The organism is Asticcacaulis benevestitus DSM 16100 = ATCC BAA-896, from assembly GCF_000376105.1.
Taxonomy (GTDB): Bacteria; Pseudomonadota; Alphaproteobacteria; order Caulobacterales; family Caulobacteraceae; genus Asticcacaulis; species Asticcacaulis benevestitus.
The window spans coordinates 1-19,031 of record NZ_AQWM01000054.1 but is presented as its reverse complement, the minus strand read 5'-3'; the positions used below and the strand labels follow the sequence as shown (position 1 = coordinate 19,031).

Sequence of the window (19,031 nt, the reverse complement as noted above, 5' to 3'; positions counted from 1 at the left end):
TGGCTGAAGAGTTTTTGTGCCTTCGTCATGGCCCTGTCCATGGCGGTCACGAAGACAAAAAACTATGCGGACTACAGCCAACTTGCCGCTTGAGTTCAAAAACTGAATTGTTCACGGGCGACGAGATACTCTGCCCCCTGTGGCGTAATCACGAACAGGATCGTGTTCTCGGCGGTCGGCATTATGAAGTCGTTGCTATCGATCTGCCAGAGTTGGACGGCCAGCCCTAAAAGCCGGTCGTGTCTTCGCTACGCGGATCATGCACCTGGCGCTCTCTGAAGATATTACCATCGCGCGCAATTTGTCTCCAAGGTCGCGCTTTATTTAACGCAACCTCATACTGCGGCATTGAACGATTCAATTGCACAAGGGTGAGATCAGGTTCGGCATCACGCGTACATTGCGTAATCCAGTACCCGTCAGGGCCAACGATACCCGAGGGCAGGGAGCCGGCATATTGGGCCGGAACAGAAACGCTGAGCCAGTAATTATTGGCGGCAGCGTGGCCTTGCGCCATGATGCCAAAAATTGGGTCCTTTGAATGTGAGGAGAATAACAGGCAGTCAATGCCGAGCTTTTCGTACTCGAGGAAAAGTTCGGGGAAATGGACCTCGATGCAAAGGGCGAGGCCAAAGTGAAAGCCATCGATTGTAAAAACGACAGGATCACGCCCCGGAGTGTAGTGGTTATTGATCTCATTAAGCGAGCACAAGCGCTTATCATAACGCTTGGTCAATTCACCGGCATCCGAAATGACATACAAGCTGTTATGTGGACGATTGGGGGGTGTCAGTTGGTGATCGCTGCCCAACACCGTCCAGAGTTTCAGTTTGCAGGCAAGGGCAGCTGTGAGGTCAAGTTCCTCGCGCAATGCCTGCCAGTCTTGGGTCTCGGTGACCGGATAACCCGACATAGCGCCCTCGGGAAAGTGAATCAGGCGCGCGCCAGCGTCGTGCGCCCGCTGCATTAGCGCACGGATTTCACGCCCATTTTCATGGGGCACTCGACTTACAATACTTTGAGCGGCAGCAATCAACATGCCGATACTGTGAAGGTGAACGGGCTCGCCCGCAAGTAGGGACAACTATGGCAGCACAAGCAAATGCGCCAACTAGGACATTCGATATTAAAGACAGGCAGACGTTGTCCGCTAAGCACGCGACTTCAAGATAAGACTTACAGCCTTGCACACGTTTGGTCGCTAAATGCCTTTCGCTGTTCTTCCACCGCACGAACCAAAAAAGCCACACTTACCTACCAAACGTGTGCATGAAAATCTTGAGTCCGCTGGGGAGGCAAAGGATGAAAAAGGTGTTCTGGCTAATCGTTACCGGTTTGGTATCGGCGGAGCCAGCGCTCTGCGAGCCAGCCACCGGCACCTGGACCGGTGCAATCGACGGGCACATTGTCAGCCTCGTACATATCGAAACCGGAAGCGACGGAAAGCTGGTCGGCACGTTTGCCAGCCATCAGGCTCCGTTGGAGACACCCGATTTTTATGCGCTGAAGACCACCATCGACGATGTCGTGGCGACCGCCGATCATTTGAGCTTTAGCGTGCCAGGAAATAGTGGCCTGTTCGACGGTCGCTGGGACTCGGCCAACGCATCCTGGATCGGCACCTTCCAATGGGGCAAAGGCGGTTACGTATCGCACTTGAACCTTAAGCGTACCGATCTGGTATCCCTGCCACCGGCCGCCGTTCCCGTCACCTATGCGAGCCCGGCGGACGAGACCCAGGCGCTGGATCAGTTCGTCCACGCCTATGTCGATGACGGACGGTTCATGGGGTCTGTCCTGGTCATGCAAAACGGTAAAGTTCTGCTGGATAAGGGATACGGGATGGCCGACATAGCCAGGAAGCGCCCGAATACGCCGGACACCGCTTATCACATTGGTTCGATCACCAAACAGTTCACTGCGGCGGCCATCCTGTTGTTGCAAGAACAAGGCAAGCTGAAAATCAGCGACTCTGTCAGAGCCTACCTGCCTGATACGCCAGCCAGTTGGGATCAAATCACGCTGTTCGACCTGCTTACACACACATCGGGACTTGGCGATGACGGTGACGATTTCGCGGGGCGTTGGGCGCAGGACGTAACACCGGCACAATTGCTGGCGGCGATCCGAGGTGAGACGTTGAAATTTCAGCCCGGTAGCGAATTCAGCTATAGCAATGCTGGCTATGCCGTGCTGGGCATGGTGATTGAAAAGGCCAGCGGTCGGTCCTACGGCGATTTCCTGAGCGATAACCTGTTCAGGCCCCTTGGAATGACCTCCACTGCCTATAATCCCCCACTCTCTGCGGTTCAGGCACAAGGCTACGACGGAAGCGTAGATGGTCCAATCCCCACGCGCAATCCCCTTGCGTTAAGCCTGGGCTACGCCGCCGGCGGCATAGTGTCGACGACGCATGACATGGCGCTATGGCAGACAAAACTTTTAGGCGGTCAGGTCCTGTCGCCGGCGTCGCTGCAACAGATGATCACCCCGTACAAGGATAACTACGGGTTTGGTGTCGAGGTCGTGAAAAACGACGGACATCTCGATGTCAAACATAACGGCAACGTCCCCGGCTTCCGCACGACCGCGCATTACGAACCCGATCAAAAGTTAAACGTCGTCGTCCTCGGCAATCTCAACACCCTTGGCCCAATATTTCTGGGGTATGACCTGATAAAATTGGCTCACGGAATGCCAGGCCGATTGCCGCCGAAGCCGTACCCGGTTTCACCGAAGATCTTGGCCAGTTACGCCGGCACATATGTAATGTCCCCGAAATTGAAATTCGTTGTCTATTTTGAGAAAGGCCGACTGATCGCCGAGGGAGGCGACTATCCGAAATTTGTGCTCTATGCGACCTCGGAAACCGCGTTCTATTCGAAATCGCTCGAATACGATGTGACCACGGATTTCGTAAAGTCAGCCAACGGAACAATGTCGTTCATCCTCCACAACGAGGGGCAGCCGGATTTATCGGGCACGCGTGAAGTGAGGTAGATTATGGGGGCAAGGGCTCTTTCCCGGTCACTTCGAAGGGTTGCGACGACATCCAGTTCAAGCCCGTCGTTGAGGACGTTTTCGAGAGCTGAGATGGCGTGCAAACATAACGCTCTTGAACCAATCATCGTACACGACCAACTCCGCTGGGCCGCAAGTTGACCTCGGCTACGCCGCCCTAACTGGAAATAGAACTGGGAAGGTACGCATTTATTGAAACTTGCCCGAAAGCGAACGTTACTAGCTACATTTGTGTCACCGCCATCGATCTAGTTCGTTGATGTCGGTTGGCGATCTGGTCATTCTGCCGGAAGCTTCGGCGGGCAGAAAATCGTGTCCCTGTTATCACTACCGCTGACCCTCACGCAATTTGGCTGCAAATCCTTCCAAACACTATCGCCGAAATTGGCGGTCACTGTGCGTCCGTCTGCAAACTGCACGCGTTGCACCAAGCGGTTGTCGCTTAGCCATTCAAATTGGGTCAATGCTACCGGAGCGGAGACGCCATGCACTGCCTGGAAATCGTCATGGGCGGCCTTGAGCCAGGCGCCGTAGGTTTTCAGCTCGCGCCGGTCGAGATTCCACATGGTCGGAATACCGTACAGCAGGGCGCGGGCGTAACGACTTTTTTCCGCGCCCATGACGCGGGTCAGGCCAAACTCCCAGCGATCGACCGCAACCACATCGTCGTGGTAGACGGCTTCGAACAGCGGCAGGCGATCTGCCGGACCAAAAAGCCCGCGCGCCTCTTCCGGGGTCGGCGTAAAGTGCCCGAAGTAGATCGGCGGCCGTTCCGGCGGCCAGTATCCCTTGAAACGCGTGTCATTCAGTATTGGCCAGACGGCGATCATGTGCGCCTGGCCGGTACCATGGGTATAATGGGTAACGCCACTAGACCAAGCCGTCACATTTTCCGATCCCTGAACCAAGCCGAAGGTCTTAATTCCCATGCCCATTCGCGCCAGGCGGTTGTTACGATCTTGGGCCTTGGTCATGCGATGATCGGGACTGAAATCGTCATAAAAGGTGCCGAACGCATCGACATCGATGAAGACCTGACTGGCGCCGGCTTCAATGTGATCGGCGTAACGTTTTGCAGGAACGAAGCCGCCGGAATGGTTGGCGATGGCCTGGCTCGACATCTGGCACCCGCGATTGGCGAAGCCGGGGACGATCGCCCCTTTCGCGTCGCGCAGGCAGCCCGACGGATAGAGATCAGGTCCCCACATCGCCGCCGGCATGTCGGCCATCGCATCGGGCTGGCCGTTGTCGAAGGCGTCGTATGGGCCGGCCAGATAGCCAAGGGCATGCGCCTTTTTCAGATAGGCCGGTTGAACGAGATATTTTCCTGTCTTCGGGTCCTGGTCGTAGCTGATCACCAGTTTATGGATGCCAAGCGCCTTGAGTTCGTCGAGGAAGACCAAGTCCCGACCATCCCCCCAGACATAGGCGTGCGGCGCACCGAACAGTCGATCGAGGTCTGGAACCTTTTTATCGGCAAAGGTCTGAAGCCGCCCATGTCGTTTCAGGTAGTCGCGATAAAAGTGGGCCGGCGCAAGAGGGTCGGGCTGACCCAGGTGCACCAGAATGTCCACGGTTTCGCCGCCTTCGACGAACTCATGCGACAGATTGGCCTGAAGGCCATTGATGTCCTCAAGGCAGAGCTTCGATTGAAAACCATCGTCGAGAGCATAGGTGACCGTCTTCGTACGGCTCAGGTATGACCACGCCGGGAAGGATAAGGTTGTGGTCCCACCAAAGCACCGGTTCCGACTATAGGTGCTTCGCCAGAAGGGATCGTTTACGTCAAATGCCATCCCTTCGCCGTCAGGCACGATCCAGGTGCCGTCCGACGCGGTTGCCATGGACCATCGCCATTGGGTGCCTGTCTTTCCCGTCACAGAAATCTTCAAGGCGTCGCCGTCCGTCGTCAGCCGGACCTGTTGTCCCTCGCGCGTGGACCACATCCACGCGCCGTCGGCTTTCGTCACAGACGTTTCGCCTCCTTCCCCGACCGGCTTGAGCAGTGGGATAAGACCGTATTGCTCATCCTGTGCATCGATCTTCAGTGTGGCGGGATCCACGACGTAAATTATCTTCCCGACCCGGACCTCGATTGGCTCCGCACGCGCGGGCAAGGATAGAGTCATCAGTGCAAATACACCGGCAGCAAGGAAACGGTCGAACATGCAGCCCCCCAATTCTGATCCGCCAGAAAAATACTACACGTCCGGTGTTGGCGCAAAACACGTCTCGGTCAACACGACCGAGAAACATCCTGGTGGGCTACGACAACGCGCCAATGACAGTTGGTGGGCATAACCCGCCTTCGCCTGTTCGCCCACTCCGGACATTCAGCTTTCACTACGAAATTCCGAAAAGGACAAAGTACCAAGACCTGCGCTTGAGCATGTTTCCTTACGATCAAGACCGAGAAAAGTGTGGCACCTTTTGCGCAGATAGAAACCTATGATGCGTTTCCTCTAAAATGACCGATTATTGCTTCTTAGCCATGTGGCCGCACCGTTTCCATCAGCCAGCTCTTAAACAGAGACATGGCGGACGTTTCCGACCGCGACTTCAGCCGCGTTAGCCAGTAGCTGCCGCGCGACACATAGATATCGAACGGCTGGACGATCAGGCCGGAAGACAGCAGGCGTTCAAACATCAATGGCGGTGCGAGGGCGATACCTGCGCCTTGCAGGGCCGCTTCCATCATGGCCAGCGAGGAATCGAACATCATCGCCCGCGTCAGAGCTGGCCCAACGCCCAGGCCGGCCGCTTCAAACCAGCCCGACCATTCATCTGCCCGGTAGGATCGCAGCAGGGTATGGGAGAAAAGGTCCTGCGGGCCGCGCAGGGTGGCAGCGATCTGCGGCAGGCAAAGGACCGACAGTGGCGCCTCGAATAGCGGCTCGGCCTGGGTATCGTGCCACGCGCCATTGCCGAAGCGAATGGCGTAGTCCAGCCCTTCGGAGGCAATATCGACGCGATTGTTATTAGTCGACAGGCGTACCTCGATATGGGGATGCCGTTCGCGCAGACGCGGCAGGCGCGGCAGCAGCCAGCCGACCGCAAAGGTCCCAACCGCGCCCAAATTGAGCACTTCTCGGATATAGCCGCCGTCAAAGCGTTCCAGCAGATCGGCCATGCGGTCGAACGACTCCGTCACGACTGGCAGCAGTGCCTCGCCCTCTGCCGTCACCCGCAGACCGCGCGGCACGCGCATGAAAAGGGGCGCGCCCAGACGCTCCTCCAACAGCTTGACCTGATGACTAACGGCCGCCTGCGTCACGCACAGTTCGATGGCCGCCCTGGTGAAGCTTAGGTGGCGCGCAGCGGCTTCAAAAGCTCGGAGAGCATTCAGAGGCAATGGCGAACGTGGCATATTACACCCAAATTTTTCTAATACCTTCCCCCAATTATCATCGTTTGCACCAAGCAAAAAGGCCTGTAATTTATAAGCATTCACGTTTCCGAACAGAATATGGCCGAACGCCAACCCCTAACAAAAAGTTAATTCAACTTGCCTGACGCGGCCCTCTCTCATGCCTGCGCCACTGACAAGCATATCGGAGGATATTCATGCGATTGAATACGGCGTTGCTCGTGACGACCACCCTGATCTGCGGAACAAACGCGGCGTTGGCCCAGGAGGGACCTCTGTCAGAGGCCGCCATCGACACGCCTGACCAGACAACCGTTATCGTCAAGGGTAAGAAAAAGGACGTCGTCAAGAAACTCGACAAGACCATCTACAACACCGCCAATAATCCCACGGCCGACAGCGGCACCGCGCAAGACGTGCTGCAATCGACTCCGAACGTGTCGGTCTCGGCCGGCGGTGATATCTCGGTCCAGGGCAACAAGAACGTTACCGTCCTGGTTAATGGCAAGCCGTCCACTGCCATGATGGGCGAAAGCCGCGCGGTGACTCTGCAGACCATGTCCGGCTCGGATATTGCCAGCGTTGAGGTCATCACCAACCCGTCGGCCGCCTACAGCGCCAATGGCGGCGCCATCGTCAACATCGTGCTAAAGAAGGACCGCAAGCCAGGCGCGCATGGCTCCATCCGCGGCAATATGAGCGACCAGGGCCTGTGGAATATCACCGCGGCCGGCGACTACACGCGCAACAAACTGTCGCTGCATGCCACGGCTGGAATACGTCGCGACGGATCGCTGAAGTTCCGCCAGTCCGATCTCCACTGGACCGATCCATTGACGGGTGTCTTTGGGGAAAACATCCAGTCATCTGAAGTCTTTATCCGTCGCACGACGTGGAACGCCTCTATCGGCACAGACTATGACCTAAGTGAAACGGACACTTTGAGCGCTTCGGCCAGTTATAATTTCCGCCGGTCGCGGCCTTATTTTGATGAATTCCACGCAGATTACGACGCTGGCGACCTAACCGACATCTATCACCGTATCTCCAACGGCCCCAACCAGCAATCCGACGACAGTTTCGGCCTGAGCTACAGCCACCAGAAGGACGACATCGTCCTCAAGGCCGGCGCGCAGCACAGCGACACCGACATCCTGGTCGATAAGTCCGCCGGCAATGTCTACATATATCCAGTACAGCCCACCGCCTATGACCGGATCGCCAACCGCAATGGCCTGCACATGGACCAGGCCAATTTCGACTATGCTCGTCCCCTCGGCACCACAGGCCAGGTCAGTTTCGGGCTCTTTTACGAGAAGACCCGCAACGATATTGATAACTACTTCGCCAGCATCGATCCGGTCACTGGCGCCGAGACCGTGGATAGCAATATCACCCATCGTTATAGCGTGATCGAAACCCTGAAGGCGGGTTACGTCACCGGTCAGATGACTTGGGCGGAGAAGTGGGACGCCCTTTTCGGCGCGCGGCTGGAATCCAACTCCACGCGCCTTGATGCCAAAAACCAGTCACCAATCCCGGACGGCGATTACCTGGCCCTCAATCCGAGCCTGCACCTGAAATACACCTTCAGCTCCAAAAAATACCTGAAACTGAGCTACAGCCAGAGCCAGCAACGGCCCGATCCGCGCGACATGAACCCCTATGTTACCTACTGGGACGCGCAGAACGTCTTCATCGGCAATCCCAACCTGAAGCCACAAGACCTGAAAGCCATCGAACTCGTCTATGAGACAGATCGCGATCGCCTGAGCCGCAACTTCGGCCTGTTCTACCGTACGAGCCGCGACACGGTGATCGATGTCCGCAGCGTTACAGCGGACGGCGCTTTCCTGAACAGCAAGGCGAACAGCGGCAGCGGACTATCGACCGGCGTGGATGCGTCCTTGGCCTGGGACGTGTCGGATGCCTTTCACTTGAGCGCGGACGGCAGTGCCTATTTTGTGAGGCTGGAGGCGCTGGATCTGGATGGCCTTAGCCGCCAAAGCGGCACGTCCTATTCTGCCAATCTCAGCCTCAACTACAGCAAGGGCAAAGACGTTTTGGCCTTCGATGCCCACCTGCAAGGCCCCGGCCTTACGGCACAGGGCACTTATTCTGCCACCAACACGCTGAACCTGACCTGGAAGCACCACCTGACTAAACGCCTGGACCTCAACATGAACATCCGGGACCTGCTAGACGGCTCAAAGCAAAGCTATACCAACCGAACCTCGACCTACTATCAGCGCGGCTATGACCATTTCGACGTGCACCGTGTCTTTATCGGCTTTGTGTACAAGAGTAGCTGAACAACGAGCCTAAGAAGCGCTAGGGGAGTTTTACAAATTTTGGCTCAGATTGCGTGCCGAACTTCCGCTTTCAGCCGTCGGTCGAATGAGGCGTGAAGACCACTTCGGGCCTTGGCCCGGCTTCGGCTTCGCCTTCGCGCCCACGATGAATAAAAGCTCAGCCCGCCACCTTCAATTGTTGGAGAAGCTTTTTAGATTTTCGGTTGCGCTTGGGCGACTCGACGAGTCAAGATAGAGGAAATTAGAAGTCCAAGGCAGGACGTAGTGATCTTATCAGGGGATTTGAATGGCGGAGTTACAAGTCGGCAATTACCGATTGACGCGCAAAATAATTCCGGGGGACCCCAAACGGGGTATTCCAGATCTGTGGCGTGCTGAAGACCTCGGTGATATTTATTTTGCCAAGGTGTGGCCGAAAGGTACTGACAACAGTTCAGCCATCCAAGCTCTCTGGAATCGCGAAGTACGTAGTCTAATGCGCCTCCAAGGTTATCCGGGCGCCTCTGAACTGTTTGTAAAGCTTCGTGACCTCGATTCTGACGATAAGAATTACTTTGCCATATTGGACGGCGGTCGGCGTCAAATCCTTGGGGAATATCTAAAGAACCGTAGCAAGCATCAGTGGCTTTTGAATTTGGCCGAGGTTGGTCGGCGGCGCCCCCTTTGGGAGGGGATTTTACGGGTCGCCCAAGCCCTGATCATCCTGCATCGTGAAGGCACACTTCATAGATCGGTCTCGCCCCAAGCGATCTTCGCCAGTCCAGATGGTCAAGGCGACTTCCGATTGAGCGGCTTCGAATGGGCCCTTCGGATATCTGGGTCCGACAGCGGGGCTGCGGCCGTGGGTAGAAATATGCCTTTTCAGGCGCCCGAACTAGATAGGCCTGACGGCGAATTTTCGATCGCAACCGATTGGTATGATTTTGGATTGACGGCGGCTGAAATTTTCGGCCTTCCCATACGAAATTTGAAAAAACGATCAGCACTGGAAGGTGCGATCAATAACATGACGAATCTCCGCGAACGCGAGCGGGAATTCATCCACCGACTGTTGGAAGAGGTTCAAGAAAAGCGACTTGTGGACGCGGACGAAATTGAATTTCAGCTCCGCGGGATTATCAGAGATTTGGGGTCAGTCACGGTCGCAACTACGCGCGATCTTGTTCTGGCTGTGCGCCTGAACTCCGACCTGGAAATTTCAAAGACTATCGAGCTCGTTTCCGAGGGCAAGGCCCCCACTAACGATCCAGTCAAACAACGCGACTGGATCAAGTACGACCTCAGAGGGGACCCCAGAGTCGTTGCTCGCAACGGGGCAACTCCATTTTACGTAATTAAGGGCGAAAAATTAGAGTATCGCGTCCGGAAGTGGTCTGAAGGCGGACTGGAAACTTGGGATGTTGCGCACTGCGACATGATCGAAAGAATGCCCCGCGTTAATCCCGAGGATCAGATCTATAGCTTGGGCGGACGCAAAATTGACGTTCAACTTAAGCCGCATGTGAGCAAAAATTTGCGGACCGTCCGTGACCGGGCCGTTCAATGGGATCGCGTTTTTCCATTTCGTGTTCGGGGAAATATACTGCCCACCGATCTGAGAAATGTCCATGACTTCTTTCGCGTCACGCAGTCCCTGGATACGCTTTTAACGGTCGCTCAAATATGCGCCGTAGAGATTATATCAGTCGAAAAAGACACGAACGACACCACGATTATCGTCACGCCCGCACACGAACCCGACCGTGCGGATCTGGCGCGGCTCATGGGCCTTGAGTCACCGGCCGAACAAATGGTGGACTGGTTTAAGCTGGGCGCCGAACCCGTGGCCGCGGACGACGAAGAAGACCCTAAAAAAGACAAGTACACCCTTCTGGAACGCCGAACGATCAGCGGCGATCCTTCGCCCGTGACTTGGAAGTTTGTCAGGGCGCAAACGCACCCTTCTGGCCCAAGATATCATTTCCGGACCCAAGGCGCAGCCACAGTGCCAGAGAAAAAAGCGTACTTGGCTCGCAATCACAGCGGAACAATTGCACAAATTCGACGACGGCACAAAGCGATTGAAGACCTTCGCTTGTTCGAAGGGGTTCTCCGGATGATATTGTCCCCGGAGGAGGTCTCAAGAACGAATTCGGACTTACTGCCAGCGGCCATGTTACATATACCGCTTGACCCGTCAAAGGCACACGCTTTGGAGAAGCTTTGGCGCACGCAACCGTCTTTTGCTGTGCAAGGGCCGCCGGGCACTGGGAAGACGACGCTGATTAAAGCCTTCGTTGAGCGTCTTTTAACCGCTGATCCGAGTGCACAGATACTAATCACGGCGCACTCGCACCACACGGTCGACGACGTCCGAAAGAAAATTTCTGAGCTGTTCTTGGATCGAGATGGTCACGAGACCCCGATCACGCTCCGCCTGGGCGGACCTGGTGACGATGTGGACTCGCCGGATACCGTTACATCGAGGCTCCTCGCCCAATTGAACCAAAGTGAGATGGCGAAGAAAGCGCCCGATCACCTAAGAACGCGGTTATCAGCCGCGGTGGACAGGGATTTTAGCCGAAACAAAGATGCTGAGACCGAATTGGGCGCAATGCAGGTGCTTGTTCAGGATGCCGCAAACCTGACTTTCGCGACATTAAACTCCACGGGGTTGGCGGACTTGGCCGAACGCGGCCGCAGATTCGATTGGTCGATTATTGAGGAGGCGGGCAAGGCCCATGGTTTCGACATGGCAACTGCCCTCCAAGAGAGTCACCGACTTCTATTAATCGGCGACCACTTCCAGCTTCCTCCGTTCAATGTGAAGCGTTTTTCTGACCTGCTGGGCGATCCCGCGCGTGTCAGGAACGCGATTCAGAAAGGTGCTCAATTTGCGGGCGGCCTTGTTGATCAAACCGTGGTTGCCGATGACGACACCCTTCCAGACTTTGTCGATCGATGCCAGACGTGGGCAGGACTGATCAAGATATTCGAAGTCATCTTCACGCGCAGCCGGCAAACGCTTGGCGATGCCGGCCCTGCAGCCGTGCTTACGGATCAGCATCGAATGCATCCTGATATCGCAGACTTGGTCGGCCGGGTTTTCTATCCGGAGGGATCAGACGGCACAATCCTTCAATCGCCGAAGGAGACACACGAAAGGTTTGAAAAGCCGACTCCCTTTCAAATAAAACCGGGATCGTGGCTGCCGTCCCAGCGGATTGTCTGGTGCGACGTCGAATGGGTTCAAAAAGAGATGTACGCTGACGGGGAAGTAGACGGCCTCTTTGTTTCGAAACCCGAAGTCGAACTCATCGTCAAAGTGCTTGAGGAAATCCAGCCGTTGCCGAATACACCATGCAACATCCAAATATTATCTCCATACAACGGACAACTTGAAGCCATCAAAGCCGGAATTGAAAAAGCCTACGGCTCTGGGCAGCTGTTGCATATGTTCAAAGAACCATTCGACCTGAAGGTGGCAAAGCGCATCGGCGCCACAGTCGACGAGTTCCAAGGTTCCGAAGCCGACGTTGTGATAGTCAGCCTAGTCCGGAACAACGCGTTAATACCTTGGAAGAGTGTCGGCTTTCTAAAAGAAAAGAACCGAATGAATGTTCTCTTGAGCAGGGCCAAGCAAAAACTGATCATCGTTGGAAGTTGGGATTTCTTCAATTCTCGCTGCAACAAACATACCAGTGAGTATGACGAACACGCCTACATTGGGCAGATGATGAAAGTAATGAAAGCGTCTGAAACGGCGGGCGTTCTTTCAAAGGTGCGGTTCAAATGAAACAGCTTTACCTGCCGGTATATCGTGTCCCTGTTAGCTACATAATTAGCTATGGCCGAAGGTGGAGCGTGCTCGAACATATGCTGCTGGCTGAAAGTACAATTTCCAAGCGCACCGCCCTGGAATTGGCGCAAGCCGCGGACTTACCGCAGCGTCTTGTCATCGAAGGCCTGATCAATCTCCTCCGCGCCAATTGGATCGAAGTGAGGAGTGACAATAATCGAGTTTATTTTGCGGCAACGCCGGCAGGCATCCGCCGCACTAAAGAAAAAGTCCTGCCAGAACGACTTCAAAAAGATATCAGATGGGATTCCCTATGTATGGACCGTGTCACGGCTCATTGGATGCGCACTGACGAGCTGGATCTCGTGCATGAAAAGGACTTGCCGAGCGACGCGGTCCGTTTGAAATCTCTGCACCACACTTTCAATCAAAATGAACCCACCCTACGGGATCTGTTCAGGTTAAATTTGAATGAAAGTCTCGAGCCGGCACCCCCGACGTTCCGGCCGGCGACCGAGTTTTTTGCAAAAGTGGGTATCGCGTTCGGTGACATCGAAGCCGGTTTGCCGTCAAGCGCCCCAATCGAATTGGTACAAGCGCTGAAGAAGGAGGCGGCGTTAGTACCGGATGATCCGAGCACGACGTATACGGCCAAGGTTCAGCCGACGCAAGACATCTGCCTCGACAACATTCGCCAGGACGACCTCATAGTGGGTGGACCGGAACAGCTCGATATGCTTCGCGATGTGTTCACTCGGGCAAGGAGCGTAGTTGTCATACACTCCTGCTTCTTGAGTGCCCAAACGGTTAAGACCTTGCTGCCGCATATTGAGCAGGCCGCCAAACGAAAAGTAAAAATCGATCTACTCTGGGGCTTAAACATTGACCCGGAATTGAAGGAACCTCCTCGCAAGATCGCCGAAACAGAAGCCGTATTAAATACGCTGCTACCGAGCGTGCGAAGTAAAGTGAACCTATCGCCGTCTTCGTCTGGATCTCATGCCAAAATTGTCGTTTATGACGACTCGAAAACTGGCTGTTGGACTAGTATCATTAGCAGTTGCAACTTCTTGTCGTCAGATTTCGACTGGATGGAAGTTTCTGTGCGGACGCGGAGCGCTTTATTCACTTCAAAAACCATGAGTCGGCTGATCAGCCGTCAGCTTCCGGCTGTCGGCGGGTGGAGTGCCACGGCCCGCCGACTGAATTCAATTTGGTCTCAAATAAAGCAGCAGGTGAAGCTTAAACGTGAGACCGGCGATTTTACCCTGACTATGATTGCCGACCGTGACCACTATGCGTGCGTTACTTTGGCGCGCGACAACGCGAAGGAGGACATCGAAATCGCTTGTGATTTGTACGGGTTGTCCGCAGAAACAAGCGTCTTGGTGCCGATGGAAACTGCGGCTACATCAGGCTTACGCGTTGATTTGAAATACAGTCGGCAAAGCAAATCAATGGTCGAAGAGGGGCAGATTATCTCGGTATCATCAATCGAAGCGCGGGGAATGCACATTACAAATATCCCGGATTGGCACGCAAAGTACCTCGGTTGGGACAAGGACAATCTGGCGGTAACAAGCTTCAACTGGATGGCCACAGCGACTGCCGAGAAGGCCGGTAGTGGTGCCGAGATCGGCGTCCTAATTCAAGGACCTTCGATCCGCGAAACCCTAAATCAAAAGCTCGCCAAGTATTCCAAACGGACAGGTGATGTTGACTAAGCGATTCCGGCAGCCGCTTTAATCTTATTCCATTCGACGCTCATCTTTGTATTCAGGCGTTTGAAGACGCGCGTAGACAACGAAATACCCGCCTGGGATTTGCTGACCTCGTATTGTAGTAAGAAGGCGACTACCCGTGCACGGAATTCCGGATTCTGGAAATCACTAACCGAGCGAAAGAGATTATAGGTGTCTTTGTAGATTCTTTCGACTTGCGATCGAAGCCATTCCAGTCGAAGCCAACGAGAAAAGAATTGTTCGCTGAATATGGCTTGCGCGACAACAGCAATCCAATCAAGATCGGTGACCCTGAAAATTAGCGCCCAGCCCCAGGTCAAAACGTAGATACCGCCTAAGATCCGTTGCGTTCCCAGCATCTTTTCCAGGATTGATTTGGTGAAATAAGTGTTCTCTAACAGATTGGCGGCTGCTTTTCGCACCTGATCAATCTCAGCATTGTTATAGTAGCCCACCGACGTCTGGTGATCGAGAGCGACTGAAAACGCGTTCGAGACGAAATCCAGCATTCGCCCTTCCTGAGAGCGTGGCGCGAAATAGAGTCGAACGACAAGACCCATTCCGAACATACACAAGACGCTCAATATAAATGTCGTTTGCACAATGTCATACAGCGCCTCGTACTGGGCTTTATCCACCTTCAAAACAACAACCGATAGAATGGTCGCGCTCCAAAAGGCGACATCTGAGATTCTCTCCGCCTTCCCTAACGGAATATAGAAGCGTTTACCGATTGGGTCGTGACGAGCCAAGCTGAGTCTCCAGTGCAAACCGCCCCGAATTTGCCTGAGGCCGGCTTATAAAAGTTACGCGGCCGTCTCTTCGCTGTCGAGAGCGGCATAATATATTTGTTCGACCTCAGCCGGCGGCTGTGTTGCCTAAAGTCTGCGAGCGGTTCGATTCAAACGCCTCTTATAGGTGGATCATGTCCGCTCTTGTCCGCGTTATGTCGGTTCATTTTGTCCCCTTCAACTGCGGTCGAACAGGGACGTGTTCCCATTGGGCAAAATGACCCCCAATGTTCAGGGGGCCAGGTTTTCTTCATGTTGGCGGCGTAGTACTTCTCGATGATCTCGACGCAGGTACGACAGCAGTTGGCGATCCGATAGACGTCTGTGTGTGTGTTAAACCCATTTGCGTCCGTCGGCGCGCGACGCGCAAATGCAGCCACGCGGGGCGGCTGCTGGGTGATGGCGGTGAAGGCCGCCATTGGTCGGACGAGCGCCAGGTGAACTGACTTATTCCCCGTCCGACAATTCGGTAAAGGTGCTTGTATCCGGCCGGCTGCGCCGCCTGGTTTTACGGACATTGATCGCGCCGGCGTCGATCACATTCTTCAAATGGATGGCGTAATGCTTCTCGATCATCTCAACTGAGGTGCGACAGTTTTTGGCAAGCTGATAGATGTCCGCGCCATCGAGCAGACGCAAGCAGATATAGGTGTGCCGCAGGCTGTAAAGCACCCTGGGATGGCCTTCGCGGTCATATTTGAGTCCTTCCTTGACCAGGATGTCATTGAAGATGTCAGTATGGTTTGACGGGAACAAAAGATCAGTGGGTTTGGCATATTCAAGATTATTGAAGGCGCCGTTCTCACCGAAGAGCGGCGCAAGCGCATCTAATTGCTTTTGTCTCACTGGCGAGAGTTTGCCGGCCTCCAGCTTCATCGCGGCAAGCTGCTCATACCGTTTGCGATCCTTAGCGCGGCCACTTGGCGCTTGCTTTGGCCGCGCCAGCAGGCGTTCGTAATGTTTCACCGCTGCGGGCATTGATTTGCACGGGCCATAGCCGGTCTTGCCTCTGACCTCGATTTCTAAAATCTTCTGGCCGGTGTCCCGGTCATGCGCGATCGTCACATCCCGGTGCTGCAACCTCGTCGCTTCATCAGGCCGAAGGCCGGTGTTTCCCAGGATCAGAATCTGGTCGTAAAGCTGCTCATAAGCATATCTGTAGCGCTCCGGCGCTTCCCGCGCCGCCTTAGCAACGGCCTTATAGAGCTGCTTGTATTCAGCCAGGGTGAACCAAGGTCGATGGATGATTTTCTTTTGTTGCCTATAGGGCGGTGACAGATCCGGCACGCCGTGGATCTTGCGGTGTCGGTAGGCCGTTTGCAGGACGAGAGACAGCGTCCCTATCTCATCATGGATGGTGCTGCGAGACGGCGGCTTCGGCGGCCGCACATATTCACCTTCCGGCCCCTTGGCGGGAAGACGGCCAAACTGTTTGGCGCGATGCAGGCGGTAACTCTGCGCCTTGCCGGAATCGATGTCCGTAATGGCCATGCCCTTGAAGAAGGGCCGTAAATGCAGCCGCAAGCGGTCCTTGTGACCTTGCACCCATTTTGGGCTGCGCTCGCCTTCAGTAATAAGCTCGTACTCGGCCTCGAACAGGTCGGCCATGTCATCGAAGCTTGGCTCTCGCCTGGTCAGGACACCGGCGCGGGACTTTCCCCGAAGCTCCAGAAACCAGTCCTCTGCGAACTCTTTCGCCAGGACCAGGTTTTCCTCTTTGGTGCTTACGCGCCGGCGATCACCGCCTACGGTCGAAGCCACCCACCAAAATCGACTTTTTGGCTTCCTGTAAAGTTGGACTTTTCCACCAAGAACTTCATGCGTAGGCATTGCATCCCCACCTTGTTCGACCCAGGGTGGAAACGGTAACATAGGTGGGCCACGGCCGTCAAAAGTGTGCCAGCAGTGTGCCACGCAAAAAAGCCCTCCGGTGAGGGAGGGCATTTTTACTAAATCATTGTTTTCTAATCGAACTTTGGTTGCGGGGGCCAGATTTGAACTGACGACCTTCAGGTTATGAGCCTGAACGAGAATCGGACATCCTCATGAATCTAAAAGCAATTTAGGTAGTCGATAAATACTTGTGCTACCCTGTGTGTTAGAAAATCGGGCAACAGCTTCGAATTTTGCTTCTAACAAATGCGCAAAACACTTCACATTTTTAGTGTCCCTCACACCTCTACAGAGAAGCCACTTTACAATAGGATTTAATCCTACTCGCTGCTATAATGGCTTTCAGTCAATGGAGGCCTGTTTATGCGTACCACACAACAATTTAGTATCACCTTGCCAAACGAGATGGCTGCTGCAGTGGTTGATAAAATCAACTCCGGCGCCTATGCGTCCGTGAGCGAAGTGATGCGCGACGGAATGCGCGCGCTCATAGAGAGGGATGCAGCCGTTGATAAATGGCTCCGTGAGAAAGTCATCCCCGGCCACGAGGAATACCTTGCTGACCCTTCCAAGGGCGTTCCGGCCGATCAGATCATGGCGCGGCTAATTGCGCGCCGCCGCCAGGAAACGGCAGAATAAGTGCGGGTTATCTTCACGCCTATGGCAGAACGTCAAATCAATGACCTGCACCGTGAAATTACGTTCCGCTCGGGATTTGCAAGCCGCGCCGACCGTTACATCCAGCGTATCGTAGACTACTGCCTGGGCCTGGATACTTTCCCGGAGCGCGGTAAAGTTCGTGATGACTTGATGCCGGGGTTACGCACCGTTGGTTTTGAACGGCGTGTTACCATCGCCTACTTCGTCACCGGGGAAGTGGTGCTTATTGAAGGCGTCTATTATGCTGGGCAGAATTTTGAGGAATCCTTTTAATCATGGCGAGAGGCTACAAACCTCAATAGCGTCCGACTGTATCCAGCAGACATCCGAACCCAAAGAGGCCTTTTGGTATCATCTAGTTAAAGCCTTTTGGGTGCATGGGCGAGACGGAACGCTCTTTCAGGCGGCTTTTTGTCGCTGCGACGGCACGCCCATCGACGAAGAGAAGGTGCGGTATGCGAATGTATCATTTTACAGCCCCCCGAGAGTGACTAGCCAAAAAGGAGCCACGATTTGAAGATAAATTAGTCCAACTGCGATTGGAAGCTTAATCCATTGCTTGGATACATACGCTAAGGTTTCATTTTTTAATTTTAGCGCGACGAATACGAGCGAAATCGAAATATTCACCAAAAAAAATGCCAGAAGCATAATTATAATACTTGGTTCACCCAGTATGATTCCTGCAAACGGCATGCCCACGAGATCAGACACTACATTTCTAGCCGAATTCGCATCGTCGCGAATCCATTGGAATAGGCCAAGCAAAAAAAGACCGGTAAAATGTAGCGCGATCACCGTCAGTGATATCAATGTGGTAAAACCAACGAAGCCACACACCAGAAAATTGACCGGCCCGAGGTCTTTATGCCGCCCCACTGTTAGCGTGTTAAAATTGATCAACCTCGCCCCCGCATTGAATCAGACACGCTTATCCCGCGCAGCCGAAAGCCCCTTTGGTACCGCCTCAATTGTCACTTTGATCTAGAGCGTCAAGGTGTGACTTTGCCTGGATCTCCAGATTTCGCAAGCTGAAATTCCCCCTCCGGTAGTATATACGGACGTCAGCTTTTTAGGCATGTTTTGTGCCAAGCGTTCTTGTCAATAAGATCAAACGATTGCGGTAGGTCTAGCGCAAACCTCAGAACATGCAAAAAGTATACGCCCTCTGCTTCAACGCAATAAATGTAACCGGGGCACATTCCGGTGCAGCTACGTTGCTGCGAGCCTGACGAGGGTTGGTAGCTTTTGGACGTATGGAGCGTCTTGGACTGTGAAGCGGTCGCCAAGGAATCGGTAGAACGAGATCTTGAGCTTTGCGCAGGTTTTCATCAGGCCGAGCATGGCATCTCGGGCGGCCTTTCCGGCGTCGCTCATGGTCCCGCCTGATATTTTGCGCTTTGTCACGATAGAGCGGATGTCGTTTTCCGAACCGTTTGTGTGTAGTGGGATGTCTGGGCGGTCCAG

At 54.4% G+C, this 19,031-nt stretch carries 12 protein-coding genes, 1 tRNA gene and 1 pseudogene; 6 read left to right on the top strand and 8 right to left on the bottom strand.

From position 1 onward, the window contains the following. Positions 1–226: 226 nt before the first annotated feature. Positions 227–1,039: a carbon-nitrogen hydrolase family protein gene (locus tag B060_RS25600; protein WP_081606996.1), complete on the bottom strand. Its 813-nt coding sequence runs from the start codon at positions 1,037–1,039 to the stop codon at positions 227–229. 263 nt (positions 1,040–1,302) lie between these two features. Between B060_RS25600 and B060_RS0122125 the strand changes: the two genes are divergently transcribed. Beyond that, on the top strand, positions 1,303–3,000 hold the full coding sequence (locus B060_RS0122125; RefSeq protein ID WP_023447406.1) for a serine hydrolase: 1,698 nt from the start codon (positions 1,303–1,305) through the stop codon (positions 2,998–3,000). Positions 3,001–3,299: 299 nt separating this feature from the next. On the opposite strand, the gene B060_RS0122120 is transcribed toward B060_RS0122125, so the two are convergent. Beyond that, on the bottom strand, positions 3,300–5,189 hold the full coding sequence (locus tag B060_RS0122120) for a glycoside hydrolase (RefSeq protein ID WP_018083992.1): 1,890 nt from the start codon (positions 5,187–5,189) through the stop codon (positions 3,300–3,302). 317 nt (positions 5,190–5,506) lie between these two features. Next, positions 5,507–6,388 carry a LysR family transcriptional regulator gene (locus tag B060_RS0122115; RefSeq protein WP_018083991.1) on the bottom strand — a complete coding sequence of 294 codons (882 nt, stop codon included), beginning with the start codon at positions 6,386–6,388 and terminating at the stop codon, positions 5,507–5,509. Positions 6,389–6,585: 197 nt separating this feature from the next. On the opposite strand from B060_RS0122115, the gene B060_RS0122110 reads away from it, so the two are divergent. The 3 genes from B060_RS0122110 to B060_RS0122100 all read left to right on the top strand — a co-directional run bounded on the left by B060_RS0122110 (position 6,586) and on the right by B060_RS0122100 (position 14,202). Then, complete coding sequence (locus tag B060_RS0122110) at positions 6,586–8,700, top strand: TonB-dependent receptor (protein WP_023447405.1); 2,115 nt, start codon at positions 6,586–6,588, stop codon at positions 8,698–8,700. Between the two features lie 286 nt (positions 8,701–8,986). Further along, on the top strand, positions 8,987–12,475 hold the full coding sequence (locus tag B060_RS0122105) for an AAA domain-containing protein (protein WP_018083989.1): 3,489 nt from the start codon (positions 8,987–8,989) through the stop codon (positions 12,473–12,475). Continuing rightward, on the top strand, positions 12,472–14,202 hold the full coding sequence (locus B060_RS0122100) for a phospholipase D-like domain-containing protein (protein ID WP_018083988.1): 1,731 nt from the start codon (positions 12,472–12,474) through the stop codon (positions 14,200–14,202). Before B060_RS0122105 ends, B060_RS0122100 begins: the two co-directional genes overlap by 4 nt. On the opposite strand, the gene B060_RS0122095 is transcribed toward B060_RS0122100, so the two are convergent. The 3 genes from B060_RS0122095 to B060_RS27495 form a co-directional block, all read right to left on the bottom strand. Beyond that, positions 14,199–14,972, bottom strand: a complete 774-nt coding sequence (locus B060_RS0122095) for a hypothetical protein (protein ID WP_018083987.1) — start codon at positions 14,970–14,972, stop codon at positions 14,199–14,201. The genes B060_RS0122100 and B060_RS0122095 overlap by 4 nt on opposite strands. A 486-nt stretch (positions 14,973–15,458) precedes the next feature. Next, positions 15,459–16,955, bottom strand: a complete 1,497-nt coding sequence (locus tag B060_RS26335) for a hypothetical protein (protein WP_236621666.1) — start codon at positions 16,953–16,955, stop codon at positions 15,459–15,461. A 32-nt stretch (positions 16,956–16,987) separates the two neighbouring features. Beyond that, positions 16,988–17,107 (bottom strand) — tRNA-Met (locus B060_RS27495). A 160-nt stretch (positions 17,108–17,267) separates the two neighbouring features. On the opposite strand from B060_RS27495, the gene B060_RS0122085 reads away from it, so the two are divergent. Both B060_RS0122085 and B060_RS0122080 read left to right on the top strand, forming a co-directional pair. After that, positions 17,268–17,543: a ribbon-helix-helix domain-containing protein gene (locus B060_RS0122085; RefSeq protein WP_018083984.1), complete on the top strand. Its 276-nt coding sequence runs from the start codon at positions 17,268–17,270 to the stop codon at positions 17,541–17,543. Continuing rightward, entirely contained in the window at positions 17,544–17,837 is a 294-nt protein-coding gene (locus B060_RS0122080) for a type II toxin-antitoxin system RelE/ParE family toxin (protein ID WP_026173061.1), read from the top strand. A gap of 198 nt (positions 17,838–18,035) precedes the next feature. On the opposite strand, the gene B060_RS0122075 is transcribed toward B060_RS0122080, so the two are convergent. Both B060_RS0122075 and B060_RS0122070 read right to left on the bottom strand, forming a co-directional pair. After that, positions 18,036–18,467, bottom strand: a complete 432-nt coding sequence (locus B060_RS0122075) for a hypothetical protein (protein WP_018083982.1) — start codon at positions 18,465–18,467, stop codon at positions 18,036–18,038. Positions 18,468–18,776: 309 nt separating this feature from the next. Next, positions 18,777–19,031: pseudogene (locus B060_RS0122070) on the bottom strand (hypothetical protein); the annotation flags it as partial.

Bases quoted from the DNA above. Each gene is read 5' to 3' on its own strand.
- B060_RS25600 (WP_081606996.1), bottom strand. From the start codon at position 1,039: ATGTTGATTGCTGCCGCTCAAAGTATTGTAAGTCGAGTGCCCCATGAA.
- B060_RS0122125 (WP_023447406.1), top strand. From the start codon at position 1,303: ATGAAAAAGGTGTTCTGGCTAATCGTTACCGGTTTGGTATCGGCGGAG.
- B060_RS0122120 (WP_018083992.1), bottom strand. From the start codon at position 5,189: ATGTTCGACCGTTTCCTTGCTGCCGGTGTATTTGCACTGATGACTCTA.
- B060_RS0122115 (WP_018083991.1), bottom strand. From the start codon at position 6,388: ATGCCACGTTCGCCATTGCCTCTGAATGCTCTCCGAGCTTTTGAAGCC.
- B060_RS0122110 (WP_023447405.1), top strand. From the start codon at position 6,586: ATGCGATTGAATACGGCGTTGCTCGTGACGACCACCCTGATCTGCGGA.
- B060_RS0122105 (WP_018083989.1), top strand. From the start codon at position 8,987: ATGGCGGAGTTACAAGTCGGCAATTACCGATTGACGCGCAAAATAATT.
- B060_RS0122100 (WP_018083988.1), top strand. From the start codon at position 12,472: ATGAAACAGCTTTACCTGCCGGTATATCGTGTCCCTGTTAGCTACATA.
- B060_RS26335 (WP_236621666.1), bottom strand. From the start codon at position 16,955: ATGCCCTCCCTCACCGGAGGGCTTTTTTGCGTGGCACACTGCTGGCAC.
- B060_RS0122085 (WP_018083984.1), top strand. From the start codon at position 17,268: ATGCGTACCACACAACAATTTAGTATCACCTTGCCAAACGAGATGGCT.